Source organism: Parazoarcus communis (assembly GCF_003111665.1).
Classification (GTDB): domain Bacteria; phylum Pseudomonadota; class Gammaproteobacteria; order Burkholderiales; family Rhodocyclaceae; genus Parazoarcus; species Parazoarcus communis_B.
In genome coordinates this window covers 2,485,899-2,512,401 of the sequence record NZ_CP022188.1, presented here as the reverse complement: position 1 = coordinate 2,512,401, position 26,503 = coordinate 2,485,899, and the positions used below count along the sequence as shown (strand labels likewise).

General features: G+C 65.7%; 27 protein-coding genes and 1 tRNA gene. 27 read left to right on the top strand and 1 reads right to left on the bottom strand.

What is annotated here, in order from left to right; genetic code table 11:
* Window positions 1-104: 104 nt before the first annotated feature.
* The 11 genes from CEW87_RS11475 (at window position 105) to CEW87_RS11425 (ending at window position 14,059) form a co-directional block, all read left to right on the top strand.
* Window positions 105-830 carry a YebC/PmpR family DNA-binding transcriptional regulator gene (locus tag CEW87_RS11475; RefSeq protein WP_108950872.1) on the top strand — a complete coding sequence of 242 codons (726 nt, stop codon included), beginning with the start codon at window positions 105-107 and terminating at the stop codon, window positions 828-830.
* 73 nt (window positions 831-903) lie between these two features.
* Window positions 904-1,785, top strand: coding sequence for a DMT family transporter (locus CEW87_RS11470; protein WP_108977148.1), 882 nt, complete (start codon window positions 904-906; stop codon window positions 1,783-1,785).
* A gap of 36 nt (window positions 1,786-1,821) precedes the next feature.
* Window positions 1,822-2,139, top strand: a complete 318-nt coding sequence (locus CEW87_RS11465; protein ID WP_108973121.1) for a heavy metal-binding domain-containing protein — start codon at window positions 1,822-1,824, stop codon at window positions 2,137-2,139.
* Window positions 2,136-2,705: a crossover junction endodeoxyribonuclease RuvC gene (ruvC, locus tag CEW87_RS11460; RefSeq protein WP_108973120.1), complete on the top strand. Its 570-nt coding sequence runs from the start codon at window positions 2,136-2,138 to the stop codon at window positions 2,703-2,705. Before CEW87_RS11465 ends, ruvC begins: the two co-directional genes overlap by 4 nt.
* 100 nt (window positions 2,706-2,805) lie before the next feature.
* Window positions 2,806-2,881, top strand: a tRNA-Lys gene (locus CEW87_RS11455).
* Between the two features lie 401 nt (window positions 2,882-3,282).
* A complete protein-coding gene (locus tag CEW87_RS11450; protein ID WP_234421513.1) occupies window positions 3,283-5,889 on the top strand; it encodes a cytochrome c in 2,607 nt (868 codons plus the stop codon).
* A gap of 15 nt (window positions 5,890-5,904) precedes the next feature.
* Entirely contained in the window at window positions 5,905-6,822 is a 918-nt protein-coding gene (locus tag CEW87_RS11445; protein ID WP_234421512.1) for a hypothetical protein, read from the top strand.
* A gap of 111 nt (window positions 6,823-6,933) precedes the next feature.
* On the top strand, window positions 6,934-9,063 hold the full coding sequence (locus tag CEW87_RS11440; RefSeq protein ID WP_108973116.1) for a hypothetical protein: 2,130 nt from the start codon (window positions 6,934-6,936) through the stop codon (window positions 9,061-9,063).
* Complete coding sequence (locus CEW87_RS11435; protein WP_108973114.1) at window positions 9,060-10,580, top strand: c-type cytochrome; 1,521 nt, start codon at window positions 9,060-9,062, stop codon at window positions 10,578-10,580. The genes CEW87_RS11440 and CEW87_RS11435 overlap by 4 nt, the downstream gene beginning before the upstream one ends.
* A 14-nt stretch (window positions 10,581-10,594) precedes the next feature.
* Complete coding sequence (locus CEW87_RS11430) at window positions 10,595-12,067, top strand: hypothetical protein (RefSeq protein WP_234421511.1); 1,473 nt, start codon at window positions 10,595-10,597, stop codon at window positions 12,065-12,067.
* 198 nt (window positions 12,068-12,265) lie between these two features.
* On the top strand, window positions 12,266-14,059 hold the full coding sequence (locus CEW87_RS11425; protein WP_108950868.1) for a monovalent cation:proton antiporter-2 (CPA2) family protein: 1,794 nt from the start codon (window positions 12,266-12,268) through the stop codon (window positions 14,057-14,059).
* A gap of 25 nt (window positions 14,060-14,084) precedes the next feature.
* Here CEW87_RS11425 and CEW87_RS11420 read toward each other — a convergent pair whose 3' ends face one another.
* Window positions 14,085-14,423, bottom strand: coding sequence for a DUF86 domain-containing protein (locus CEW87_RS11420; protein ID WP_108973112.1), 339 nt, complete (start codon window positions 14,421-14,423; stop codon window positions 14,085-14,087).
* 224 nt (window positions 14,424-14,647) lie between these two features.
* Here CEW87_RS11420 and CEW87_RS11415 point away from each other — a divergent pair, with 224 nt between their 5' ends.
* The 16 genes from CEW87_RS11415 to CEW87_RS11340 all read left to right on the top strand — a co-directional run bounded on the left by CEW87_RS11415 (window position 14,648) and on the right by CEW87_RS11340 (window position 26,330).
* Window positions 14,648-16,354, top strand: a complete 1,707-nt coding sequence (locus CEW87_RS11415; protein ID WP_199917004.1) for a SagB/ThcOx family dehydrogenase — start codon at window positions 14,648-14,650, stop codon at window positions 16,352-16,354.
* Window positions 16,351-17,196, top strand: a complete 846-nt coding sequence (locus CEW87_RS11410) for an ankyrin repeat domain-containing protein (RefSeq protein WP_234421510.1) — start codon at window positions 16,351-16,353, stop codon at window positions 17,194-17,196. Before CEW87_RS11415 ends, CEW87_RS11410 begins: the two co-directional genes overlap by 4 nt.
* A gap of 8 nt (window positions 17,197-17,204) precedes the next feature.
* The gene (locus CEW87_RS11405) at window positions 17,205-17,528 is read left to right on the top strand and encodes a hypothetical protein (RefSeq protein WP_159098150.1); all 324 of its coding nucleotides are present in this window, start codon (window positions 17,205-17,207) and stop codon (window positions 17,526-17,528) included.
* Between the two features lie 42 nt (window positions 17,529-17,570).
* Window positions 17,571-18,113: a flavodoxin gene (locus CEW87_RS11400; protein WP_108973109.1), complete on the top strand. Its 543-nt coding sequence runs from the start codon at window positions 17,571-17,573 to the stop codon at window positions 18,111-18,113.
* Window positions 18,114-18,181: 68 nt separating this feature from the next.
* Window positions 18,182-18,505: a (2Fe-2S) ferredoxin domain-containing protein gene (locus CEW87_RS11395; protein WP_108973107.1), complete on the top strand. Its 324-nt coding sequence runs from the start codon at window positions 18,182-18,184 to the stop codon at window positions 18,503-18,505.
* 5 nt (window positions 18,506-18,510) lie between these two features.
* Window positions 18,511-18,774 carry a nitrogen fixation protein NifZ gene (locus CEW87_RS11390; protein WP_108977141.1) on the top strand — a complete coding sequence of 88 codons (264 nt, stop codon included), beginning with the start codon at window positions 18,511-18,513 and terminating at the stop codon, window positions 18,772-18,774.
* A gap of 290 nt (window positions 18,775-19,064) precedes the next feature.
* Window positions 19,065-19,847, top strand: coding sequence for a 4Fe4S-binding leucine-rich repeat protein (locus CEW87_RS11385; protein ID WP_108973105.1), 783 nt, complete (start codon window positions 19,065-19,067; stop codon window positions 19,845-19,847).
* Window positions 19,848-19,892: 45 nt separating this feature from the next.
* The gene (locus tag CEW87_RS11380; protein ID WP_108973103.1) at window positions 19,893-20,867 is read left to right on the top strand and encodes a hypothetical protein; all 975 of its coding nucleotides are present in this window, start codon (window positions 19,893-19,895) and stop codon (window positions 20,865-20,867) included.
* A gap of 165 nt (window positions 20,868-21,032) precedes the next feature.
* Window positions 21,033-22,520, top strand: coding sequence for a nitrogenase iron-molybdenum cofactor biosynthesis protein NifE (nifE, locus tag CEW87_RS11375; protein ID WP_108973101.1), 1,488 nt, complete (start codon window positions 21,033-21,035; stop codon window positions 22,518-22,520).
* Between the two features lie 11 nt (window positions 22,521-22,531).
* Window positions 22,532-23,923 (top strand): nitrogenase iron-molybdenum cofactor biosynthesis protein NifN, encoded by a 1,392-nt coding sequence (nifN, locus tag CEW87_RS11370; RefSeq protein ID WP_108973099.1) that lies wholly within the window; start codon window positions 22,532-22,534, stop codon window positions 23,921-23,923.
* A 16-nt stretch (window positions 23,924-23,939) separates the two neighbouring features.
* Window positions 23,940-24,368, top strand: coding sequence for a NifB/NifX family molybdenum-iron cluster-binding protein (locus CEW87_RS11365; RefSeq protein WP_234418917.1), 429 nt, complete (start codon window positions 23,940-23,942; stop codon window positions 24,366-24,368).
* Window positions 24,365-24,808 (top strand): SoxR reducing system RseC family protein, encoded by a 444-nt coding sequence (locus CEW87_RS11360; protein ID WP_108973097.1) that lies wholly within the window; start codon window positions 24,365-24,367, stop codon window positions 24,806-24,808. Before CEW87_RS11365 ends, CEW87_RS11360 begins: the two co-directional genes overlap by 4 nt.
* Window positions 24,805-25,290 carry a NifX-associated nitrogen fixation protein gene (locus CEW87_RS11355; RefSeq protein WP_108950859.1) on the top strand — a complete coding sequence of 162 codons (486 nt, stop codon included), beginning with the start codon at window positions 24,805-24,807 and terminating at the stop codon, window positions 25,288-25,290. Before CEW87_RS11360 ends, CEW87_RS11355 begins: the two co-directional genes overlap by 4 nt.
* A 60-nt stretch (window positions 25,291-25,350) precedes the next feature.
* Window positions 25,351-25,566: a CCE_0567 family metalloprotein gene (locus tag CEW87_RS11350; protein WP_108973096.1), complete on the top strand. Its 216-nt coding sequence runs from the start codon at window positions 25,351-25,353 to the stop codon at window positions 25,564-25,566.
* A gap of 66 nt (window positions 25,567-25,632) precedes the next feature.
* Complete coding sequence (fdxB, locus tag CEW87_RS11345; RefSeq protein WP_108950857.1) at window positions 25,633-25,920, top strand: ferredoxin III, nif-specific; 288 nt, start codon at window positions 25,633-25,635, stop codon at window positions 25,918-25,920.
* 20 nt (window positions 25,921-25,940) lie between these two features.
* Complete coding sequence (locus tag CEW87_RS11340) at window positions 25,941-26,330, top strand: hypothetical protein (RefSeq protein WP_108950856.1); 390 nt, start codon at window positions 25,941-25,943, stop codon at window positions 26,328-26,330.
* The last annotated feature ends 173 nt before the right edge of the window (window positions 26,331-26,503 follow it).

Here is a 26,503-nt window from a genome sequence, read left to right as displayed (position 1 = left end):
ACGCTCAATCTTAACCCGAGCATCCCGCCCGGGCACCAGCCTGCGGCCGGGGATCTGTATAATGCAGCGACTTTTCAACCGCACACGCTGCTCCAGAGGTTCGTATGGCTGGTCACTCAAAATGGGCCAATATTCAGCACCGCAAGGGTCGTCAGGACGCCAAGCGGGGCAAGGTCTTCTCCAAGCTGATCAAGGAAATCACCGTCGCTGCCCGCATGGGCGGGGGCGATATCGGCTCAAACCCGCGTCTTCGCCTCGCCATCGACAAGGCGAAGGGCGAATCGATGCCCAAGGACAACATCGACAACGCGATCAAGCGCGGCACCGGCCAGCTTGAAGGCGTGACCTACGAGGAAGCGCGCTACGAAGGCTACGGCATCGGCGGCGCAGCGGTCATCGTCGACTGCCTCACCGACAACAAGGTCCGCACCGTTGCCGACGTCCGCCACGCCTTCTCCAAGTACGGTGGCAACATGGGCACCGACGGCTGCGTCGCGTTCCAGTTCACTCATTGTGGCCAGCTGATGTTTGCTCCCGGCACCGACGAGGATGCACTGATGGAAGCCGCCCTCGAAGCCGGCGCGGAAGACGTGGTCGCCAACGACGATGGCTCCCTCGAAGTGATTACCGGACCGTGGGAATTCACCTCGGTGAAGGAAGCGCTCGAAGCCGCCGGCTTCACCGCCGAATTCGGCGAAGTCACGATGAAGCCGCAGAACGAAACCGAGCTCTCGGGTGACGATGCGGTGCGCATGCAGAAGCTGCTGGATGCGCTCGACGCACTCGACGACGTGCAGGACGTTTACACTTCGGCAGCACTCGACGAGTAAGCCCGGCTGCTCGCGGCACTCACGAGGCGGCGCGATGCGTCGCCTTTTTTATTCTGCAGACCCGACCCCGATCATGACCACGCCCACCCTTGCACAACGCGTGATGCCGCTGCTCTTCGTGCTGCTCTGGAGCACCGGCTTCGTTGGCGCCAAGTTCGGTCTGCCCTATGCGGGGCCGCTCACCTTCCTGTCTGCGCGCTACGTGCTCGTCATCGTGCTGATGGTCATGCTGGCGCTGGCGATGCGTGCCCCATGGCCGAAGTCGCCACGCGAAGCCATGCATATCGGCATCACCGGCGTGCTGGTTCAGGCCCTCTACCTGGGTGGCGTATTCGTTGCCATCGATCGCGGACTGCCGGCTGGCGTCACCGCGCTGGTCGTCGGCATGCAACCCTTGCTCACCGCGCTCGGCGCCGGCTTCCTGCTCGGCGAGCGCGTCAGCATCCGCCAGTGGGGCGGGCTCGCGCTCGGTTTCTTCGGCGTGTCGCTGGTCGTGAGCAACAAGATCGCGGTTGACGGCATGGCGCCGGACGAACTCGGCACGATGCTCGCCCCGGCGCTGCTCGCGCTGATCGGCATCACCGTGGGGACCCTGTACCAGAAGCGCTTCTGCCCGCGCTTCGACCTGCGCACCGGCTCCATCGTCCAGTTCGTCCCCACGCTGATCCTCACCGCACTGATTGCCAACCAGACCGAGAGCATGGAGATCACCTGGAGCGGCGAGTTCGTGTTTGCGCTGCTGTGGCTGGTCGTGGTGCTGTCGCTGGGCGCCATCAGCCTGCTCAACCTCCTCATCCGCAGCGGCAGTGCCGTCAACGTTGCCAGCCTGTTCTACCTGACGCCCCCCACCACCGCGCTGATTGCGTGGGCGATGTTCGGCGAAACCCTGAGCGGACTCGCGCTCGCCGGCATGATCGTGGCCGTCGCCGGAGTATGGCTCGCCCGCAAGGCCTGATAGCATTCGGCGGGAATGCATCCACGGAGACCGGCCATGCAACTGTCAACCACCCCCACCCTCGAAGGCCACACCATCCAGCGCTATCTCGGCGTGGTCGCGGGCGAAGCCATCATCGGCGCCAACATCTTCAAGGACCTGTTCGCCTCCATCCGCAACATCGTCGGCGGCCGCGCGGGCGCGTACGAGCGTTCGCTGGCCGATGCGCGTGAAATGGCGATGGAAGAAATGGCAGAACAGGCGGCCAGGCTCGGCGCCAACGCCGTCGTCGGCATCGACATCGACTACGAAGTGCTCGGCCAGGACAACGGCATGTTGATGGTGTGCGTCAGCGGTACTGCGGTGGTGGTTTGAGCCAGCTCAGCCCGGGCGGCACGGCATCACGCACGGTTGCCACCCGCATCCTCGGCCTCGACCCGGGGCTGCGCATCACCGGCTTCGGCGTCATCGACGTACTCGGCAGCCAGTTGCGCTATGTCGCCAGCGGCTGCATCAAGACCCGTGACGGCGAACTGCCGGGGCGCCTCAAGACGCTGCTAGACGGTGTGCGCGAAGTCATCGCCACCTATGCGCCGGACATGGTCGCGGTGGAAAAGGTGTTCGTGAACGTCAATCCGCAGTCCACCCTGCTTCTCGGCCAGGCCCGCGGTGCGGTGATCTGCGGCGCGGTGTCATGCGATCTGCCGGTGGCGGAATACACCGCACTCCAGGTCAAGCAATCGGTCGTGGGTCACGGCAAGGCCGCAAAGGAGCAGGTTCAGCACATGGTCCAGCGTCTGCTCGCCCTCGACGCATCGCCGAGCCCCGACGCCGCCGACGCCCTCGCCTGCGCCATCTGTCATGCCCACGGCAGTCAGGGCATGGGCGCCATCGCAGGCATCGGCACACGTCGCCGTGGCGGCCGCATACAGGCATCCTGAGCAATTTTTTCGCCGAAAAGCTTGCATATGCAAAGGCTATTGGCTATTATGCGCGCCTCTCGACGGAACAACATCCGGCGACGCCAGTAAAAACGGCAATGGGGGTATAGCTCAGTTGGTAGAGCAGCTGACTCTTAATCAGTAGGTCCTAGGTTCGAATCCTAGTGCCCCCACCAAAGAATTCAAGCACTTAGGCCAATCCGAAAGGGTTGGCCTTTTTGTTTTCCGGCGCACGAAAACGGCCTGTGGACGCGCAGTCGTGATGTGCACTTTCGGCCCGGTCACAGACCTTGTCTCGCCCCCGCGTTCCGGCCGCTTTGCGCGCCCGCGCCCTGAAACGAGCACGCATGCGCCTTGCAAACGTGCTATTTCCGGCTATGAATGAAGTACAAGAAATACAGGATAGGTCTGCCGTGCCGATGATGCGGCAGTCCCCCAGAGCCGACAGAGCGATTTGCTGCGTGCGTTCGTGACCACGAAAACGGCTTGTTCCTGATCCGGGAATCGAGCCGACTTCATTTGGTCGGGGGCACGCGCCCCGGCTCTCTGGCGGCCCGCAAACACCGGAGAGCAAATCATGAGGCGTGCGCTTCTCGTTGCCACTCTGCTCGCTGCGGTTCTTGCCGTTGCGCTTCCTTTGTCAGCAACCACTCAATCAGGACCGGCTTCGACATCAGCGGCCATCGACGCCAGCCCGGCACAGTCCGGCGCCGCACCCGATGCTCCGCCCCCACAACTGCCACGTATCGACCATGCACAGGATGCCCCCTATTACGAGGCCTGTGCGCGTGAGGGACTCAACGCATCCGAGTGTGCGGGCCGGCTGATCTGGTTCAAGGCCACAGCGGGCAATGAACGCTTTCATACCTACGTTTTCCAGCAGCGCGTTGGCGTGCTGATCGACTGGTATCGCGTGCTGCGTGGTGACGAGCGCGACGACCGTTTCCGCGCCTGGGGCATCATCAACGACCCATCCTGCTGCACGCCGGGCGAGCCGGACTGCCCGGCGAAATCGCTCGACGAGACCTATGGCCTCGACTGGTGCCCGGGCGACGAGGAGTTGCTAGGCTATGTCGGACGCCAGGGCTACCGCGACCCCGCCTGCGATTTCCGCGACGCGCCGCTCGGAGCCGACGACCCCCACGGCCCCACGGATCAGCGCCAGCCGGCCTGTGACTTGCGCTTCGGCACCTCGACTGGCGCGCTTGGCATCCGCAAGTTTCCAAACCCGCGCTTCGACAAGGCGGCATGGACGAAGCTCAACGGCAGCGCGGGAAGCTGGGAAGGATACAACCGCCCGATCGCTGCCGCGGGCGGACACCGCGACGCTGCGCGCTCGCACTTGCAGGACGGTTCCATCGAGCCGCCCTTCCTCATCGGCACCGCCTGCGGCTCATGCCATATCGCTTTCGATCCGCTCAATCCGCCCAGCGACCCGGCGCATCCGAAGTGGGAGAACATCAAGGGGCTGATCGGCAACCAGTACACCCGCATTTCCGAAATCATGGTGTCCGGCATGGCGAGCAACACGCTGGAATGGCAGATGTTCGCCCACGCGCGTCCCGGCGCCTCAGACACATCTGCCATCCCGACCGACCAGGTCAACAACCCTGGCACGATCAACGCGCTGATCAACATCGCCAAGCGCCCCACCTTCGCCAACGAGTCGGTGCTGAAGTGGCGCAAGGTCGAGTCGTGCGGCGACGACAGCAAGGAGGCGAGTTGCTGGTGCGAGCCGGGCCGTGACGGCAAGTGCTGGCAGAAATCGCTGCAGCAGGAAACCGTGCATCACATCCTGAAGGGCGGCGAAGACTCGATCGGTGCGCTCGAGGCGATACAGCGCGTGTATTTCAACATCGGCTCATGCTCCGAGCAATGCTGGATGAACCATCTGTCCGATCTGCGCCAGATCGACCCGCAGCAACGTGGATTCGGTCAGACGCCCTTCGATATCGGTCAGTGCCGACGCGACTGTCCGAACTTCCGCGCGATCGAGGACCGGCTGCCCAACATCCTCGACTTCTTCATGTCTGCCGAGGCACACGTAACCGATTTGCGCGACGCGCGCGAGAACGCCCTGCGTGTGGCTGCCCCCGGCTCGCGCTACACCGAGCAGGACCTGATTGCGGATCTCGAACAGTCCTTCGGCAAGGGTGCCGTTGCGCAGGGTCGAAACATCTATGCAAAGACCTGCGCACGCTGTCACTCAAGCCAGCAGGAAGCTGCGGACGGTGGATTCACCAATGTCGACTTCCACAAACTCGACCTCGAAACCGGGCTGCGCCAGGACTGGCTCGGGAACGACCGGCCAACGCCGGCATCGGAGGTTGGAACCTTCCGTTGCCGCGCACTGCACGCGAACCACATGAGCGGGCACATCTGGCAGGAATACGGCTCCGAAACCTTGCGCGCGCAGCCACCCGACCCCAATGTGAAGGAAGCGGGCGATGGCGGGCGAGGTCATTACCGCAATATCTCGCTGATCAACCTGTGGGCGCATGCCCCCTTCATGCACAACAATGCGGTGGGGCCAGAGCTCTGCGGCAAGCCGCGCAATCCCGCCAACGCCTTTTACGCCAAGCGCCCGCGCTACGTGGATGGGAACAACAGGCTCCTCCCGGCCGACCAGCAGCCCGCGTGTTTCGAATATGACCCGAGTGTCGAAGGCCGCTTCCGCCTGTACGTCGAGTCGATGCGCGAACTGCTAAACCCGGCCCAGCGCATCCCCAAGGTGACGCTGCTCAGCGAAGACATCACCCTGCGCATGGGGCCTCGTCTGTGGGATGGCTCCGACAAGGAAACCCTGCTCGGCTTCGAGCTCACCATCCCGAGCGAAATCGAAGGCCGTGGGGTGACCGCCGGCACCATCGGCAATTTCCAGCACAAACAGTTCATCGTTGATCTGGTCAGGGCGAAGACGGCGCCGAAAGCCCTGCAGACCGAGCTCGCCGAGCGCCTCGGCGCCGAAGCCGGAAACAGGGTCTTCACCGACCTCAAGGCCATCACCGGCGAACTGGTCGGCAAACCGAATGCGCTGGTCGCGGCCCTGCAAGCGCGTCCTTACCTGATCAAACAGGCCTATAGCAGCTGCACCGCCGAGATCGAGAACGAGGGCCACCGCTTCGGCGAAGACCTGTCGGATGCGGACAAGAACGCGCTGATCGCCTTCCTTGCGACGCTATGACCCATGGGGAACGCCATGATCAAAACCACCCTCCTCTCGCGTGCCGCCTGTGTCGCCCTGGCGCTGGCCACCACATCCTGTGGCTTTTTCGACAGCGCCGACAAGGCCGCGCCGGAGATTCCATTCGCCCCCTATGCAGAGGGCTACGCGGGCAAGCCCGATTTCGCTCAGCTTGAATACCAGCATCCGATTTCGACTGCCGATCTGTACAAGATCACGCCCAAGAACCTGTCGTACCTGGACCAGGAGCAGGTCGACCAGATCTATGCGCGGCTCACGGCCGGCCCGATTCCGGATGGCGCCTTCGAGGGCGACCTGTTCTTTCCGCGCGGGACCAGCGGCAAGCTGAGGCTGTCCGAGATCGCGGGCGGAGGCCTGAAAGGGCTGCTGGTCAACATCGCAGGGGCCAAGCTGGATCTGGCAGGCGAAATCCTGTGGAAGGGAAAGGTGTTCTACCGCGGGGAGCGTGTGCTGCGCAATCGCATCGAGGATCTGACCACCCTGAAGAAGCTCGGACTGGTCGAGGAGAGCGCGGACAATCCGCTGCAGAAAGCAACGTTCAACGGCAAGGACCAATGGCTGCTGTTCCCCGCCAAGCTCTATTGCGGACAAAGCCTTCTCGACGGCAGGCGCGAGTCGATCATCATTGATTACGCCTTTACCGACGAGCTCCCAGCCTACAGGCGCATGCCCGACATGCTTGCCGGTCGCAACGGCTTTGCCATCCGCGACGAGATCCGCATGGTGTATCCGGGCTTCTACCTCGGTCGCGCCTACATGGATCGCGCCTTCGTGGTGAACTTCGTCCTCTACAACAAGGAGATTTCCGAGCAGGCACGGGAGGCCTTCATGAAGACGGGGAAGGTCGAGGAGGACTGCTGGGGTGGCACGCAGCAACGCATGGTGCAGGCAAAGGACGCGAGCCACGGTTGACGGCGAACGTGCGAAATCCGGCCGGCTCCTGATGAACGCCCCGAACAGCTTCTTCGGCACCACTTCGCAGCTTCATTGCGGACACCCCCGGCGACACTCTGGAGACGAAGCATGCTCCGCTCAGCCACCCGACGCGCACGGCTTGCCCCGGTACTGCATCTGGTGCTGTGCTGCGTACCCTTCGTCGCCTTTCACGCCGCCGCAGCCGGCCCCCCGGGCGAGGACCTGCCCCCGGCAGGCCGCTCCCTGTTCGACCGTCTCATTGCAAACGAAAGCAGCGGCGAGGCCGGCGTGCCTTTCCCCTTTGGCAGCCTGATGCAGCGCATCTCCGCCCACCTCGATCGCAGCGCCCCGTCCGGTGGTCTCTCCGTGGTCCTGATCCCGCTCGGCCGTTCTCTGCAGCGGCATGCCGCAGGCGACGCTGAAGCCTTTCGCTACCCCCGCGTGGTAGCGGCCGCGACCGGTGAGCCTCCCGCTGACGCATTACCCGGCCACCCCTATCTGAAGGACCGGCTCTACATCGCCTTTCACGAAAAAGCTGCTGCGCTTGAAGTCATCAGCTACAACGACGAAGCAGCCCGCTTCGAGTTTCAGCTGGTGCGCAACTATCGGGCGGGCGCCACGGCAGAAGTCGGCTATGCCAACCGCAGCCTGTGCCTGTCCTGCCATCAGAATGCCGCACCGATCTTCTCCCGTCAGTCCTGGGACGAAACCAGCGCCAACCCGGACATTGCTGCCCGTCTGGCCGCCACCGGGCAGTCGTATTACGGATTGCAGTGGCGCCACGGCGTAGACGTGCCCGATGCGATCGATGGCGGCGTCAGGCGTGCCAACCTGCTGGCCACCGCGCAACGGCTCTGGCAGCACGGCTGCGCCGCCGCAACACGTGACGACACCGTCCGTTGCCGCGCCGCCGCCCTGAAGCAGGCGCTTCGCTACCGCCTTGGCGGCGAGCTGCCGGCAGTCTTTGCGGCAGAGACCGAACACGCGCTGACCCGCCCCCTGCTTGCTGCCTGGCACGAGCGCTGGCCAGCGGGCCTGCCGGTTCCCGACCCGCAGGTACCCAATCGCCTGCCCTTCGCCGGCATTGCGCCTGGCGAGCGCGCGCCGGACAAGGATGAGCTCTATCGCTATGCCGACATCGGCAGCGCCTTCGACCCGCTTGCGCTGCGTGCGCCCCTCGAAACCTGGCAAGGCCGCGACGCCCGCGATGTGCGGCGCTTCGTGCAGGCCTTGTCGATGTTCTTTTCACGCACCGATGTCCTGCAGATCGAGGGGCGCCTTGCCAGCTCTGAAGACATCCCCGGCCGCAGCCTCGAGCTGAACTGCAGCGAACGCAAAAGCACCGCGCGTACCCGCCTTGATCTCGACTGCCGCGGCGATCGCGGCACGCTGATGCTGGCGCGCCTCGATCTGCAAGGCGGAGGGGTATCGGGCGGAAGTATCGACCGGCTGCAACTCGGAGACGGCAGCAGCATCGGCTCCGTCGAACTCCGCGCACCATCCCGGGCAAACGGCAGCCCTCTCCGCTTTGAACTGACGCGGGCCGGCGGGCGCGTGCGCACACGGGCCGGCGACGCCATCCGCCGTCTGCACGTGAGCCTGGCAACAGACAGCCGCCCCGCCCGGGCGACGCTCGACCTCACCTCCGACCTGGTCCCGCTCGATCTCGCCATCGATGCGCTCGCCGTGGCCACGATCGCGGGAACCAGCGACGCCCTCGATGACGCCCCGCTGCGCAGAACCGCCGTCCTTGCCCCACTGTTCGAGCACCTCGGCATGCAGCCGGTCATGGCTCGCAAGCACACCGCACTCGCCCCTGCGCGTTCGACCGAGGCCGGAGCACAGCGTGCAGGCGCGTGGCCGATTGATCTGCAGCCCTTCGCGCGTCAGTGCAGCCAGTGCCACGCAGACGCAACGGCGTTTCCGCCGGGCTTCCTGCACGGCGACGACACACAGATCCGGCGCACGCTCGATACCTGCGCCGAGCGCATGCTTTACCGGCTCACGATGAACCTGACGCCGATCGGCGCACGCTCAAAAACGCCGATGCCGCCCCCTGCGGCAGTACACGCCCCCGCGTTCGCTCAATCTGCAGACCTGCCAGCCATGCTCGGACAACTCGACGCGATGCTGAAAGCGCGTGGAAGTACATCCACCGCCGTCATGGCCCGGACCTACGCCACGCTCCCGCCCTGTCGATACAGCGCGACCGACACGGCACAAGGAGATCCGTCGTGAGTTCGGATGCCCGCCCGGACACCGGCAAGCGTTCAGGCCTGCGCTGGCTGTGGCGCCTGCTGCTGTGGCTGCCCTGGATATTGATCGGAGCCGGCGCCCTCTACGCAGCGCTGCGTTTCCTGCCGGACAGGGCCGTGACTTACGACGACCCGGTCGCGCATTTCAAGTACGGCTCCACCGGTGGCGAGCGTGAATCAGGCTTCCCGTACTGGATCTGGCGCGCGCTTCCGCAAGTGTGTGCCGAACACCTGCCGGGGCCCGGATACGCATCTCTCGGTCTGAGCTTCGAGCCCGGCCACGACCTGCCGGTAGGTGTTTCCATGCGACGCAACCTCGGCATCGACCGTGTCTTTCTCAACTGCGCAGCATGTCACGCCAGCACTCTGCGGGAAGCGCCGGACAGCCCGCAGCGCCTGATCGTCGGCATGCCGGCGCACCGCTTCGACATCCGCGCCTTCGAGTCCTTCTTCTTCAACTGTGCCGCCGGACCGAAATTCTCATCCGGTTTCATCGTGCCTGAGATCGACCGTCTCGCTGGCGGCATCGGCCTCATCGACCGTTACCTGGTCTATCCGATTGCCATCTCGCTGATGCGGGAGCGCCTGCTGATGCTGCGCGGGCGGTTCGACTTCGTATTCGAACAACCAGACTGGGGTCCCGGGCGGGTCGACACATTCAACTCGGCGAAGGTGCTGTTCAACTTCCCCATGAAACAGCTTCCCGCACACGAACTGCTCGGCGCGTCGGACTTTCCGTCGATCTGGAACCAGCGCAAGCGCACCACCCGGGACGACGGCCAGCGCATGGAGTTGCACTGGGACGGCAACAACACCCACGCCGAAGAACGCAACAAGAGCGCGGCATTCGGCACCGGCACCACGCCGCCGACCATCGATCTCGATGCCATCGCCCGCGTGGAAGACTGGCTGCTCGACCTCACCCCACCGCCCTGGCCGTGGGCAATCGACGCGGCGCTGGCCAAGCGTGGCGCACCGCTCTACGCGGCATACTGCGCCAGTTGTCATGGCGCCAGCGGCCAGGACTTCAGCGGTGCGGCAGTCGGCCATGTCACGCCCATTGCCGAGATCGGCACCGACCGTGCCCGGCTCGACTCCTACAGCCGCGATCTGGCGGTGAACCAGGGCACGCTCTATGCCGGCTATCCGCATCGCTTCCAGCATTTCCGCAAGACCCACGGCTACGCCAACATGCCGCTGGACGGCATCTGGCTGCGCGCGCCCTACCTGCACAACGGCTCCGTGCCCACGCTGCGCGACCTGCTGGAGCCGGCAGAGAACCGGCCGGTGCGCTTTCACCGTGGCAGCGACGTGTACGACCCGTTGCGGGTCGGCTTCGCATCCGACAGCGTCGCCGCTGGCAACACTCATCCACCCACCTTCCTCTTCGACACCACGCTCCCGGGCAACGGAAATGGCGGACATGAAGGCGCGGCCTATGGCACAGCGCTTTCCGCCGCAGACAAGGATGCGCTGGTCGAGTACCTGAAAACGTTCTGACAAGGAGCATCGCCATGCCGCACGTTGTCCGAACCACCTGCCGCGGACGCAGTCTGGTCGCTGCACTCGTCGTAATGCTGGCGCTGGGGGCCGCGGGTGCAGCATTCGCCTGGTACAAGTTCTTCCGCGAGGAACCGCAACCCGAGTGGGTGACCAGCAACCCGGACATGCGCTTCAAGTACGGCTCCATCGGCGCCGAGCGCGACGCGGGCATCCCTTACTGGATCTTCTACGTCCTGCCTCGCATCTTTCCCGACAAACTGCCCGGACCAGGGGGGTATGCCTCGTTTGGCGTGGTGTGGGAGGAGGGCCAGGAACTGCCGGTGGGCTTTTCCAAGAAGGTGGTCGGCTTCCCGCGCGTGGCGAATAACTGTGCGGCCTGCCATACCACCAGTTACCGCGAAAGCGCCGACGCTTCCCCCGTCTTCGTGCCCACCGGCCCCAACCACACGCTCGACCTCTGGGCCTTCTTCCGCTTTCTGATCGACTGCGCCAAGGACCCGCGCTTCAACGCCGACAATCTGATGGCGGAAATCCGCCTGGTCACGGAGATGTCCTTCGTCGACCGCCTGATCTATCGCTTCCTCATCATCCCCATCACGAAGAAGACGCTGCTCGAACGCGAGGCACAGTTCGCCTGGCTCTACCGTGAAGACTTCCCGCCCTGGGGGCGCGGACGCGACGACGCCATGAACCTGACCAAATACTTCATGATCCGCTGGCCCATGGACGACAGCTTCGGCCCCACCGACATGCCTTCGCTGTGGAATCTGGGCAAGTACAAGCCGGAAAACGGCATGCGCATGAACTTCGCCGGTGACAGCCACGACCCCTATTCCGTCATCATCGACTCCGCCCTCGGCCTGCTCGGCGCACCGCCCAAGGACAACGATGCGTTTCTAGCCCAGGTGCGCTGGCTGCAGGACTACGTGTCGGCCAAACAGGCCCCGGCCTATCCGTTCGAAATCGACCAGACACTGGCCACGCAGGGAATGCGCGTGTTCGACGGCAGCTGCGCCAGCTGCCACGCCTCGCCCCGCACCGGCACCGTCGTGCCGATCTCCGAGGTCGGCACCGACCCGAACCGTATCGACACCTGGAATGAGAAAGCCGCCCGCGAGGCCAATGCAGTCGTGCGCGACATGGGCATCGAGCGCCCCGGACTGGTCGAGGCCCCCCTGACCGGCTACGTCGCCGCCTTCCTCGACGGCATCTGGCTGCGCGCGCCCTATCTTCACAACGGCTCGGTGCCAACCCTGCACGATCTGCTCGAACCGGTCGCCAGCAGGCCCACCGTGTTCTGGCGCGGCTACGACCTTTACGACCCCGAGCGCGTGGGCTTCGTCGCTCAGGGCGCGGAAGCGGAGCGCATCGGCTCGCGCCATGAAACCGCCGCCAAAGGTGGCGGCAATACGGGGCACACCTTCGGTACGGACCTGAGCGCACCTGACAAACAGGCCCTCATCGAGTACCTGAAGACCCTGTAGATGGCGGCGGCTGCGCGCTTCTGATGCCGCTTCCGGCACCCGCATGACGCCGCGGCGCTTTATTCGAGCCGACGTCTGACTCAAATCGCGGCATAATCGAAACCCTCTGTTCCTGATCGCCGGCAGCGACCGGCGCTCGGCAGCCACCCCGCAAAGGGCCGGAGACTTCGGACTCCATACACACCCGAATCGATCTCAATGCAATCAGTCGCCACCTTCGCTGCACTGCTCGCCGTTGCTGTTTTTCTCGTTCCTTTCTTCAAGCGCGCGGGGCTCGGCACCGTGCTGGGCTACCTCGTCGCGGGGGTGCTGATCGGCCCCTGGGGTGCGAGCGTGGTGCACGACCCCGAGAACCTGCTGCATACCGCAGAGCTCGGCGTCGTGCTGCTGCTGTTCATCATCGGCCTTGAGCTTCAGCCCAGCCGCCTGTGGGCATTACGCAAGCCGGTGTTCGGGCTCGGCGCGCTGCAGTTCTTCGGCGTGGGCGCGCTGCTCATCGGAGTTGCCAGGCTGCTGGGGCTGAGCTGGTCCGAGTCCGTTCTGGCCGGTCTGGCGCTGGCCCTGTCGTCTACGGCATTCGTGCTGCCGACACTGGCTGAACGCAATGAACTGCATAGCCGCTACGGCCGCGAAACCTTCGCCATCCTGCTGTTCCAGGATCTGATGGTCATCCCCTTGCTGGCGCTGCTGCCCCTGCTCGGTGCCGACAAGCCGGAAGGCGGCGTGTCGCCCGTCGTGGGACTGGTGGTGCTGGGTATCGTCATCGCCATCGGGCGACCGGTGCTCGACCGCATCTTCCGCCACGTCAGCCGCATCGACAGCCGCGAGATGTTTACCGCCGCGGCGCTCGCCACCGCGCTCGGCCTTGCCCTGCTGATGGAGGCCAGCGGCCTGTCGATGTCGCTCGGCGCCTTCGTCGCCGGCGTGCTGTTGTCCGACTCGGACTTCCGCCACGAACTCGAAGGCTCGATCGCGCCCTTCCAGGGCCTGCTGATGGGTTTCTTCTTCATCGCGGTGGGGATGAGCATCAACCTCGGCATGATCGTGCAGCACCCGATCAATGTCATCGCCTTCACCTTCGGCCTGCTCGCAATCAAGGGCTTCGGCCTGTACGGCCTGCGCAGGATGGTTGGCGGTGCAGCCAAAGTGTCGCGCATGCAAGCGCTGGCGCTCGCGCAGTGCGGCGAGTTCGCCTTCGTGCTGTTCGGCGCGGCGCGGGCAAATTCACTGCTGCCGGTCGATGTCGTCGAACAGCTGACGCTGTCGGTCGCGCTGTCAATGGCCATCGCCCCGCTGCTGTTCATTATCGGCGACCGCATCAACGCCAGGGAAGCGGCCAACCAGCCGGAACAGCCTGCCGACGACATGCCCGACGAACCCAACCCCGTCGTGATCGCCGGCTTCGGTCGCGTCGGCCAGATCATCGGCCGCATCCTGCGCCTGCGCGGCGTGCCCTTCACCGCCCTGGACAAGGACCGCGACGAAGTCGACGTGGTGCGCCGCTTCGGCGCCCAGGCCTACTACGGCAACGCGGCCCACCTGGAAGTGCTGGACGCCGCCCGCGTCGGCGAAGCCAAGGTGTTCGTGCTGGCCATCGACGACATCGAAACCTCGCTGCGCTGCGCCGAACTCGTGCGCAAGCATTTCCCCCACGTGCAGATCGTCGCCCGCGCGCGCGACCGCTTCCACGCCTACCGCCTGATGGACCTCGGCGTCACCCTGCAGATGCGTGAAACCTTCAAGTCCAGCCTCGCCCTGGCCTGCATGACCTTCGAAGCCCTCGGCAAGCCCCCCGAGGTCGCCAGCCAGATCATCGACCTGTTCGCCCGCAACGACCAGGAACTGCTCAAGCGGCAACAGGCGCTGTACCACGACGAGAGCCAGCTGATTCAATCCACCAAGGATGCGCACATGGAACTGGTGGCGCTGCTGGAGCAGGAGCTCGCTGCCGCCGGGCCGCCGGAAGCGGAACCAGAAAGCCCGAAGGCCTGAGCCAGGTCTGCCGCGCGGGCCTGGCTCAGGCCGCCTGGCGGTAGACACGCATCCATTGCAGGATCACGGCGGCACCTTCGGATGCGGCCTGCCATTCGCGCTCGGCACACAAAACGCCGTGTGCCAGAGCGTCCCCCAGGTCCAGCCAGCCGGCCCAGTCCACCTCGGGCATCGCCGCACGGCCTTCGGCAGGCAATGCCGACGCGGCGTCGGCGATTTCACGCAGACACGCCAGCGTCGCTGTTCGCGTCAGGCGGCTGCGGGCGAAATCGTCGGCACTGAGGCCTTCGACCAGGGTCAGGATGTCGGTCGCGGCCTCCTCGACCCGAACAAGAATATCGGTACGTATCTGCGCTGCACTCATGCGTTTCAGCTCCGGGAAGTGGCGTTACCGGCGTTACCCAGCAAGTTGAGCGCCAGGCTGCAAGCCCCGTGCGCACAGCGCCGCCCTGTCGCAAAGCCGACAAACCACCTGCTCACACGACAGTTTCCACACATCCCCTCCCCTGCTGAACAGCGCTGAGCCCAGCATTCACGCGATCTGCACGCGCACGGCCGAACTGGTATCGGATTTGCAAGGTGCGGTGCATGAAGCGCACCGACTCCGCCATCCCGGCTTCCCCCCCGACGCAATCGGACAGCGACGTCGTCCGGCTGTATCACGCCCGCAGCAAACACCGCTTCGAGGCCTATGCAGCCGGACCGGCGATGCTCGACTGGGATGCGCAGCCCGCACCTTTCCGCCACTACGATGGCGCCCCGATAGTGGCACTGCCATTGCTCGGGGAGCCAGGAGCAGCGGCGCCGCTGCGGGCATTGCTGGACAAGCCCTTTCCCTGTGCAGGCGCCCCGCGCTGCCCGCAGAAGCCGGGGCTGGAGAGCATCGGCATGCTCTTGCACCTGTCGCTCGGCATCACCGCATGGAAGGTCATGGGGCCGGACCGCTGGGCGGTGCGCGCCAACCCCTCCAGCGGCAACCTGCATCCGGTGGAAGCCTGGCTGATCGCGCGGGACATTCCGGGGCTTGCCGACGGGGTGTATCACTACCGGCCCGAAGACCACGTGCTGGAGTGCCGTGCGCTGGACAGGACAACCGCATCGGACGCGCCGCTGCTCGGCCTCGCACTCAGCACCGCGATGTGGCGCGAGGCGTGGAAATACGGTGAGCGCGGATTCCGCTACTGCCAGCTCGACGTCGGTCACGCTGCCAGCGCCCTCGCGCACGCAGCGGCACTGCTGGGCTGGTCGCTGGCCGAGCAGCCCGTGCCCACTGCATGCCTCGCGCATCGGCTCGGTCTCGACCGCGATGCAGACTTTCCGGGCAGCCGTCACCCGCAGGTCGAGCGTGAAGAGGCCGAACTCCTGCTCGCCGTCGGACTTGACGGGCACGGACCGGCTCCCGCCACACAAGCCCTGCAGCCGCCGGCGGACGACACGCTATGGTTCGGACGCGCTTCGCAGCTGGACCCGCTGCCGCGCTACCGCTGGCCCCTGATCGACGACGTCGCGGCAGCAACCCGGCACCGGGCAGAGGGCACAGCCCCCGCCACTGTGGCGGTCGCGCCCCCCTGGCAGCCCTCGGCGCAGCTGGCCGGCTTCGACAGCAGTGCGGCCCGGACCATGCTGAGCAGGCGCAGCGCGCAGCGTTTCGACGCCTCGCACCGGATGAGCCGGGCAGCCTTTCATAGCGTGCTCCATGTCCTTGGCGACAGCATGCGTCCAAGCAGCCTCTGGCCCCATGCCTCGGGAATGGTGGCCGCGCTGTTCGTGCACCGGGTCGACGCCTGCGCGCCCGGGCTGTACCTGCTGACGGCCGACGGCTGCGATGATGCAGGCGCTTTCGCCACCTCCGGTGAGCACGTGGAAACCATCGGGGACGGCCTGACACTGCGCCTGCATCGCAAGCTTGAGCAGGTCGAGCTCCATCGCCTCGCGCGCAGCCTGCACTGTCATCAGGACATCGCATCCAACGCCTGTCTGGCGCTCGGCCTGATCTCGCCCTTTGACGACGTCATCGCTGCCGACCCTGCGGCCTACCGCGATCTGTTCCGGGTGGCCGGACAGACGGGACAAGCCCTCTACCTTCTCGCCGAACTCCTCGGACTTCGCGGCACTGGCATCGGATGCTTTTTCGACGATCCGGTCCACGAAGCGCTGGGCCTCTCCGGCAGCAGTCATCAGACCCTGTACCACTTCACCATCGGTCTGCCGATTGACGACGCAAGAATCGAATCCGCCCCGGCCTATCCCGCCGACCGCGCCCTGCATCAGCCCGCCAACCGGACCCCAACATGATGAACACCGAAACCCTGACCGCCTCCGAACCAAGCAGCCGCCAGGCTCACCGCATCTCCGCCGCGGATGCGGCCGACATGCTCCTGCGCCACAGGGACGGTGTGCTGCCCGCCCTTGCGGTGTTCGATGTGCGCGACGAAAACAGCTATCGCGCGGCGCATATCGACGCAGCGATCCGCCTCGCCGAGGCCACTTTTCCGCAGCAGATCCGGGGCCTGAACCGCACCACGCCGGTTCTGATCTACTGCTATCACGGCAATGCCAGTCGCACCTGGGCGCAGTGGTTCGCAGATTTCCGCTTTCCCGAAGTGTATAGCGTGGATGGCGGCTACCCGGCCTTCTCCGACGCACTCGCTACACGCAGCGCCGGCCAGCAAGGCACGCCGGTCGCAGGCATGGATGCCCGCGCCGACCTCCTCGCATTCCTGCAGACGCACGGGTTCGACCCTTTCGACCTCAACGCACCGCGCCAGCACGGCCTGACAGCGCTGATGCGCGCGGCCCTCGCGGGGCATGAGGGCGTGGTCGACGCCCTCCTCGCCTGCGGTGCAGACATCTCCCGCCGCAACATGGACGGCAACAACGCCCTCTGGCTGGCCTGCGTATCGGGCAATGCCGCGATCGTGCGCAGGCTCGTGCAGGCAGGCATCGACATCGACAACCGCAACGACATGGGTGCGACCTGCCTGATGTACGCCGCCTCGGCCGGCAAGGCCGAGATGGTCGCACTCCTGCTCGAGTGCGGCGCCGACCCGCAGGTGCTCAATTTCGACGACGCCCGCGCAGTGGACCTCGCCGCCACCCGCAGCTGCCTCCAACTTCTTCGCCACACGATCGGATGACCGCCGCCATGACCAGCTCGATGCCCCCCAAGTACCGCGCCCTCTCCCATTTGCTGAGCACCCTGGAACACGCGCTCGAAGACGGCCTGATCGAACTCGATGAACGCTGGCGCGACAACGAGGAAGCCGTCGGTCTGCTGCTGCCGGGAGACGCAGCGCTTGCAGCCTTCGTGTTCACCTACGGTCAGCCGCCCGGGCGCTATGGGGTCGAACTCTCATTCCCCGACGCGGGCAGCCCGCCGCCCGCCGAGCCGCTGGTGCGGGAGGAGCTCAGCCTGGCGCGCCTGCTCGGCGTTCTGCGCACCCATTTCGGGCTGCCGGAAGCCGCCTGAGCAACCCCAGCCAATCTCACTGATCAAGACCAGGAGCACAGCATGGCAAACATCGGCATCTTCTTCGGCACCGACACCGGCCGCACCCGACGCATCGCCAAATCGATCGCGAAGAAACTCGGCGATGCAGCCGCCGACCCGCTCAACGTCAACAAGGCGACGGCCGACGATTTCCTCGCCTACGACGCCCTGATCATCGGCACCCCGACGCTGGGCGACGGCGAACTGCCCGGCCTCGAGTGCGGCGCCCAGACCGCAAGCTGGGCCGAATTCCTGCCTCAGCTCGACGGTGCCGACATGAGCGGCAAGGTCGTTGCCATCTTTGGACTCGGCGACCAGGAGAAATACGGCAACGAATTCTGCGATGCGATGGCCGATCTCTACGACTGCGTCACCACCTGCGGTGCAAACGTGATCGGCACCTGGCCGGTCGACGGCTACACCTTCAAGAGCTCCCAGGCCGTGATCGATGGCAGTTTTGTCGGTCTCGCACTCGACCAGGACAACCAGCCCACGCTTACCGACGAGCGTGTCGATGCCTGGCTGGCCGGGATCACGCCGGCACTGATGGCTGCCGCCGGCTGAGCGCCCCCTGTCCACGCCCGCGCCATGCGCGGGCACCCCGGAACACCCCCATCGTAAGGGAGCCCATCATGGCAAAACCCAAGAAACACGTTCTCGTCTGCGTCCAGGGCCGCCCCGCCGGCCACCCCCGCGGATCCTGTCAGCAGAAGGGCTGCAACGAGGTCTATCAGGGCTTCATGGAAGCCTTTCAGGCCCGTAACCTGTGGGCGGACTACGCCGTGACCAATACCGGCTGCATCGGTCCCTGCTCCAATGGCCCGAGCGTGCTGGTGTATCCGGAAGGCGTGATGTACTCGGGCGTGAGTGCAGCCGATGTCGGCAGCATCATCGACGAGCATCTCATCGGCGACACGCCGGTCGAGCGCCTGCTGGCGCCGGCCAGCGTGTGGTGACCGCCATGAGCGCCGCATTCTGCTCACCCGGCGACGTCGTGTTCGCTCTCGACGCCATCCACAACGACGGCAGCATTCCCGATATCGACGCCGGCGCGCTGCTAGCTGCGGCCGGAACCCGTGGCGTAGTGGTGAAGACCGGTCATGTCGAGGCAGCCCCCGACATCGACATCATCCTGGTGCGCTTCGAGGGCGAGGACGATGTGCTCGGCCCCCCGGTCGGATGCCTGGTCGAAGAGTTGCGGCTGGAGCCCGTCCTCACCAGCTAGACTGCGCTCACTGCCTGCTTGCAAGCCATGGGGTGTGACCGTCCCCAGGTCACGCGCCATGGATCACCGCTGCGCCTGCGCCGCATCCCCAGCCCGGCCCCAGTCCCGATCTCTGTCGGGTTTCCGACAATCGGCACGCGCCGGGATGTCGCAATCGGCGCACTTGGCCGGCCCCCGCGCAGCCGGACGGGCCAATTCGCGTATTCGGACGCCTGGCACGCTGCTTGCGCAAGGAGTCCATCGCCCCAGCTCAGGAGGTGTCGGCACGCGCATGCCGTCCGACTCAGGCCATGAACCATCCGCACAAACCCGAGACCGGTGACTACACGCCGCCGGAGAACCCCTGCCCACGATGTGCGCTGCGCAACAGCCTGCTCGCCGAAGGCCGTTGCGCGCCCGGCGACGCCTGTCTGTTCGTCCACAGCGGACGCCAGATCGACCGCTTCCTGGCGCGCAACCCGGCCTTTGCCGAAGGCTGTCTCAGCGACGATTTCTGGGAGCGCCGCGCAATCGCGGTCCGCTATGCGCCCGCCGAGGCCGCAGGCCGGCTGATCGACGACCCTGACGAAACCGTCCGGCGCGCGGTGGCGGTACGCGCCGAAGGCGAAGCCCTGCTTCACCTTGCCCGCGACGAGGATCGTGAAGTACGGGTGACCGTTGCCACCCGCCTGCCTCCGTCCGAACTCGGGCGCCTGATGCGCGACCCCGACTATGCCGTGCGCCTGCAGGTGGCCCGTCGTCTGCCGCACGGCAGTCTGCCGCAGATGACCGACGATCCCGATCCTGTCGTGCGCAAGGAGATCGCCCGCCGCCTGCCAGCCTTCGCACTCAGCCGCCTCGCCCGCGACGCCGACCCGGAAGTCCGCGCCCTTGCGGCAGGCCGCATGCTGCCGAACGATGCCGCCACCATGCTCTCCGACCCGCACTGGCTGGTGCGCGCCGCGGCCGTTCAGCAGGCGCCGCTCGAGGCGCTGGCTGCCGTCTCCGACGACCCGGAAGAAACCATCCGTCTGCTCGTGGCCGATCGCCTGACCGATGCAGCGGAAACCCCGCAGTCCGCACCCGACCAGTAACACCGCCACACCGCCGATCATTCCAGAGCCCATCAAGGAAGCCACATGAACTACGTCCCGCTCGCGCCCCCGCCCAAGACCAGGCCGGACCTCGCCCTCGACGACACCTTGCGCTACCTGTGCGCCACCCTCACCCCCTTGCCTGGACACGCCCCCTTGCTGGACGCCCTGCGTCACACCGGCGGACCCGACTTCAGCCTGCGCCTTTCGCGCGGAGGCTGGTTCCGGCCCGGCCGCATCATCGACGCTCAGGGCGACACCGTCGCCGAGGATGCGCTCGCCTGGCTGGAGCAGCACTGGGCAGCGTGCGGCGAGGATGGCGCGGCATTTGCCGACGAGTTCGGCGACAGCGGCTTGCGGCTCACGCTGGATCAGGGTGTGAGCCACTACTTCGTCTGTCCTTGCGGCAGCGAACCCTCGGATTATCACCAGCTTGAACTCGAGGAACTGCAGGAAGTCATCAGCCACGAGGTGGGACCACGCCACACCCCGGCGGATGCCGTCGAAGCGCTGCTCGACCGCCCCGCAGGAAGCCCGCCACCACAGGTACTGGGCGCGCCGCGCTACCGCTTCCGCCGCCTCACCGATATGCGCGCCTTTGTCACCCGCATCGAGATGCAGACGGGCAAACCGGCTCCGGTGTTGCGCTTCCTGCGCGAGTGGTCGGAGAGCAGCTCGGGACGACAAGGACATTTCAGCGATCACTGGATCCTTGCGCTGTCGGAGCACCTCGACCGCTACCGTCAGACTCGCGCCTCTGCCGTTCCGGTTGCCGCACACGCCCCGCAGTGGCCGCATGCCCCAGGTGCGCGCGGCACAGCCCTGGCACAGCAACTGCACGACTACGACCGCGACGCCGGCTACGGATTTGCATGGTATTTCCACATGGTCAGTGCGCACCGGGTACCGCGCAGCATCACCCGCGAAGTGTTCAATGACCTGCAGGACGACATGGCATACCTGCCCGAGCGCGACGCCAGTCTGATCCACGGCTGGATGCACGACCCCTACGCCCTCTGAGCGCACATGCAGGCCGTGCGCTGTCGTGTCACGGCCTGCACATTGTCGGTTTCGCGACAACACGAACAAAGCCGTCTTCCCTTTTCTTTCAGTCACTTGTCAGCAGAAGTCAGTGCGGCACGGAGCTTGCAGAAGAAAGCTCATTCATGCACACGGAGCCTGACCGTGAAAGCCGCCGACATTGCCGAACTGCTGAACGAACCTGCCTGCACGCACAACAAGAAGGAGAAATCCGGTTGTTCGCGCCCCACCCCCGGCGCCTCGGCCGGCGGCTGCGCCTTTGACGGCGCGCAGATCGCCTTGCTGCCGATTGCCGACGTGGCCCACGTGGTTCATGGCCCGATCGCCTGCAGCGGCAACTCCTGGGACAACCGCGGCACCGCCTCGTCCGGCCCCACCCTGTACAAGATCGGCATGACAACCGATCTGTCGGAACAGGACGTGATCATGGGTCGCGGCGAGAAGCGCCTGTTCCACGGCATCAAGCAGGCCATCGACACCCATGCCCCCGCGGCCGTCTTCGTCTACAACACCTGCGTGCCGGCACTGATCGGGGACGACATCGAGTCGGTCTGCAAGGCCGCCAGCGAGCGCTGGAACGTGCCTGTGGTGCCGATCGACTGCGCCGGTTTCTACGGCACGAAGAACCTCGGCAACCGCATCGCCGGCGAAGCCATGGTGAAGCACGTGATCGGCACCCGCGAGCCGGAACCGGTCGCAGCCGAGCTGGTTCCACCGGGCATCACCATCCACAGCATCAACCTCATCGGCGAATACAACATCGCCGGCGAGCTCTGGTACCTGACCCCGCTGTTCGACGAACTCGGCATCCGCATTCTGTGCACCCTGTCGGGCGATGCCCGCTTCCATGAAGTCCAGACCATGCACCGCGCGGAGGTCAGCATGCTGGTCTGCGCCAAGGCCATGATCAACGTCGCACGCAAGATGGAAGAGCGTTACGGCATCCCCTGGTTCGAGGGCAGCTTCTACGGCATCACCGACACCTCGGCCGCGCTGCGCGAGATCGCCCGCCTGATCGGCGACCCCGATCTGGTCCAGCGCACAGAAGCGCTGATCGAACGCGAGGAGAAGCGGGTCCGTGCCGAACTCGACGCCTGGCGCCCGCGCCTCGAAGGCAAGCGCGTCCTGCTCTTCACCGGCGGCGTCAAATCATGGTCGGTGGTGTCGGCGCTGCAGGACCTGGGCATGATCGTCGTCGCCAGCGGCACCAAGAAATCGACCGAGGAGGACAAGGCCCGCATCCTCGAACTGATGGGTGACAACACCATCATGCTCAACACCGAGGGCGCGCGCGATCTGCTCAATGCGGTGTACGAACTGAAGGCCGACATCCTGATTGCCGGCGGACGAAACCTCTACACCGCGCTCAAGGCCCGCCTGCCCTTCCTCGACATCAACCAGGAGCGCGAATTCGGCTACGCCGGCTACGACGGCATGAAAGAGCTGGTGCGCCAGCTCGCCCTCACGCTCGAGTCGCCCGTATGGGCCGCCGTCCGCAAGCCCGCCCCGTGGTCGCAGAAAGCGATGGTGATCGCCGGACCCGAGATGGGAGACAGCCCGGATGGCGGCGACGAGCCCGATGCGCATGCCCACGACCATGACCACACCGCGCCCGCCGGCGCCGCTGCCTGAGGACGCCCGCCATGGCCGAAATCATCCGTCACCCCAAGGCACTCGCGGTCAATCCGCTGAAGTCGTCGGCACCGGCCGGCGCCGCGCTGGCCTTTCTCGGCATCAACCGCTCGATGCCGATCTTTCATGGCTCGCAAGGATGCACGGCCTTTGCCAAGGTCTTCTTCGTGCGCCATTTCCGCGAACCCGTGCCGCTGCAGACCACGGCCATGGACCAGGTCGCCACGGTGATGAACGCCGACGGCAACGTCGTGCAGGCGCTTGCCACGGTATGCGGCAAGAGCAAGCCGGCCCTGGTCGGCCTCGCCACCACCGCGCTGGCAGAAACCCAGGGCACCGACATCCGGCGGCTCGTGCATGAGTTCCGGGCCAAGCACCCCCAGTTCGATCACATCCCGGTCGCAGCAGTGAATACGCCGGACTTCGCAGGCTGTCTCGAGACCGGCTATGCGAGCGCGGTAAAGGGCATCATCGAGGCCACGGTGCCCGACACGGCAGGCAGCGGCCTTGTCGGCAAGCGCAAGAAACAGGTCAACCTGCTGCTCGGCGCCCACCTCACCCCGGGCGACGTCGAAGCGATCAAGGAGTGGGTCGAACTCTTCGGCCTGCGCCCGCTGGCGGTGCCCGATCTTGCCGACTCGCTTGACGGTCACCTGATCGCGGAAGACTTTGTCCCGGTCACGCTTGGCGGCACCACCCTCTCCGAGCTCGCCACCCTAGGCGAGGCGGTCGCAACGATCGTCGTCGGGCGCTCACTCAAAGGTGCGGCCGACCTGCTGGCGGAGCGCACCGGCGTGCCCGACCACCGCTTCGATGGGCTCATCGGCCTGGACGCCTGTGATCGTTTCACCGCCACACTGGCAGAGATCGCCGGCATTGCGGTGCCCGAAAAGCTCGAGCGTCATCGTGCGCAGTTGCAGGACGCAATGGTCGACACCCATTTCATGACCGGGCTGCGCCGGGTCGCGATCGCGGCCGACCCCGACCTCCTGCTGCAGCTTTCCGAGCTCTTTGCCGGCATGGGCAGCGAAATCGTCAGCGCAGTGTCGCCGATCAAGGCCGCAAGCCTCGCCGGCGTGGCCGCCGGGCAGGTGCATGTCGGTGACCTGGAAGACCTCGAAAACCTCGCCCGCAGCGCCCACGCCGAACTGCTGGTGTCCAACTCGCATGCCGCGGCAACTGCTGCGCGGCTCGGCGTACCGCTGCTGCGCGCAGGCATGCCGCAATACGACCTGGTAGGCGGCTTCTGCAAGACCTGGGTGGGCTACCGGGGTACCCGGCAAGTCCTGTTCGATCTGGCCAACCTGGTACTGCAACATCATGACTCCATCACACCTCACCACTCCCGCTACAAGCAGCCCGCCCCCTCCGCGCCGCAGACAGCTGCGGCTGGTGGGCACTGAACAGGCGAGACCACTCATGAATGGCGTACGCATTGCCTTTGCCAGCACCGACCGCAGCACGGTGAACCAGCACTTCGGCTCCACCGAGGCGTTTGCCATTTTCGAGATCGGTGCAGACACCTGCCAGCTGGTGGAGGTCACCGAATTCATCGATACCTCGCAGGACGGCAACGAAAACAAGCTGCCGGCGAAGATCGCCACGCTTGCGGGCTGCGCTGCGGTGTACTGCCTCGCCGTCGGCGCGTCGGCCGTAAAGCAGTTGCTGGCGGCCGGTGTGCAGCCGATCCGGGTCGAGGAAGGTCGTGCCATCGACAGCCTGGTCGAAGAGCTTCAGGCCGAACTGGCCAGCGGCCCCGCGGGCTGGCTGGCGAAAGCCATCAAGGACAGGCAGCCGGCCGACAGCAGCCGCTTCGACGAGATGGAAGCCGAGGGCTGGCAGGAATGATGCAACGCAGCGGAAAAGTCCTCAGCGTGACCGACGACGGCGTGACCGTTCGTTTCGAACGCGCAGCGGCGTGCGGAGGCTGTCGCGCGGAAAAAGTCTGCGGCACTTCGAACACGACCGATCTCGTCCTCAGCGCCGCGGGCTGCGCGTCGCGCGCCGGCGAAGAGGTCATGGTCGAGATCGATGGCGGCATGGCATTGCGGGCCCTGTTCGTCACCCACTTGCTGCCGGTCCTCGGCCTGCTCGCCGGCATGGCCTTCGCCAGCCTGATCCAGCTCACCGATGCGGGTATCGCCGGCCTCAGTTTCGCCGGCCTCGGCCTCGGGCTCATCGCCTCGCGGCGGGTCGCACGCCACCCTGCACTGCAGCCCGCCCCCCGAATCACCTCCGATCCACTCAACCCAACGCGTGCAAGCCTGCACCAGGAGTCAGACACATGATCAGCATCGACACCAGCACCGCCCCCGCCGCCGTTCTCAGCCCCGAACTCGCCGACACCGATTTCATCAAGGAGATGAACCGCCAGGCGCGCGCACTCGACAGCTACGGCACCTACGACGGCTGGCCGGTCGATCGCGTCCTCGCCCCCTATGTGCTGACCAAGGAACAGCGGCGCCAGATTCCGGTGATCGGCGACCCCGACGACGTCACCATTTCCCGCGTCAAGGCATTCCATAACGCGATCGCGGCCCTGATTGAAAAGGAGTGCGGACTGATGGCCGTGCCGGTGATCAACATCACCCACGAAGGCTTCGGCCGCGGAATGATCACCGTCGGCAAGCTCGTCGTACTCGACCGTACCCTGCGCGACGTGCATCGCTTCGGCTTCGAGTCTTTCTCCAAGATGAAGGACGAGGCCGACAAGCACCTGTCCGTTGCGCTCGAGATCATCGGCAAGTACCCGGAAGTCGCCGGACTCTGAGCAACGCCCCCCATCGCCCGCGCCGGCAGCAGGGCGCGGGCATACGCCAAGGAGATCGACATGACCGATGAAGAACTCAGGAACCTCGAGAAGGAAGTCCGCAAACTCAAGCGCAAATCGCAGGAATGGGCCTCGCAGCTGCATGACCTGGTTGAAGACCGTCTCCCGGCCGGCTACGAGGAACTGCCCACGATGTCCCAGTCTGCATACGACGCATGCAAGGCATGGGCTGACGCCAACGCGCGCCTGATGGCCGCGACCGAAACCGCAAGCTGATCACCCGCCGTCAGCCCGCAGCAGCAAACACGCTATCAACTGCACAACGAAACAGAGGAACACACCATGGATCCGATCACCGGTCTCACTCGCGGCGGCACTGCCTGGACCCCGGAGTTCGTTCTCGAGCTGGACGGCAAGAAGTGCATCGGCTGCGGCCGCTGCTACAAGGTCTGCCCGCGCGACGTTTTCGACCTCGTTGAACGTGACGACGACATGGACGACGATCTCGACGACGACAACATGATGGTGATGACGCTTGCCAATGCGCTCGACTGCATCGGCTGTGGCGCCTGTAGCCGCGTCTGCCCCAAGGACTGTCACACGCACGGCGCATCGCCGGTAATGGCGTAAACCGCCGGGCCGACGCGTCCATGAACGACCTCGCCCTTGTCCTCTATCACAAGCAGTCCACCAGCGCCCGTCTGCGTTTTGCACGCTTCGGCGACTCCATCGTGGCGGCACGCCTCGCCGCGCCCGCAGGCGATGGCGTGCTTCCGCACCCTGGAACCCTGACCGCCAGAGCAACTGACCGGTTGGGCCTCCCGGCCGGCGCCCTGCAGATCGACACCGAGTTCGAAGCCGACATCCTCTCGCCCGATGGCACGCTGACCGTGCGCCTGGCCCACTTCACCGACATCGACCCGCCGTTCGATGCGGTGGCCAGCGCCGACGGACGCTTCGTCAGCATCACCGAGATGAGGGGCATTCCCGACACCGAGCGCGACGTGCTGCGCCTGGTGTACGAGCACGTGATCGGCTGAACTGCGCTGCGGCCACCCTCACCCAGACAGCGGCGCAATGCCGCTGTTTTCCATTGTCGTGCCAGCACTGTAGGAAATGCGACAAAGCCCCCCAGCCGTCCCCTTCGCGACACAACAAGCCCCAAACAGGCCGTTAATAATCAGCACCTTACGCATCGCATCCGAGTGGCACG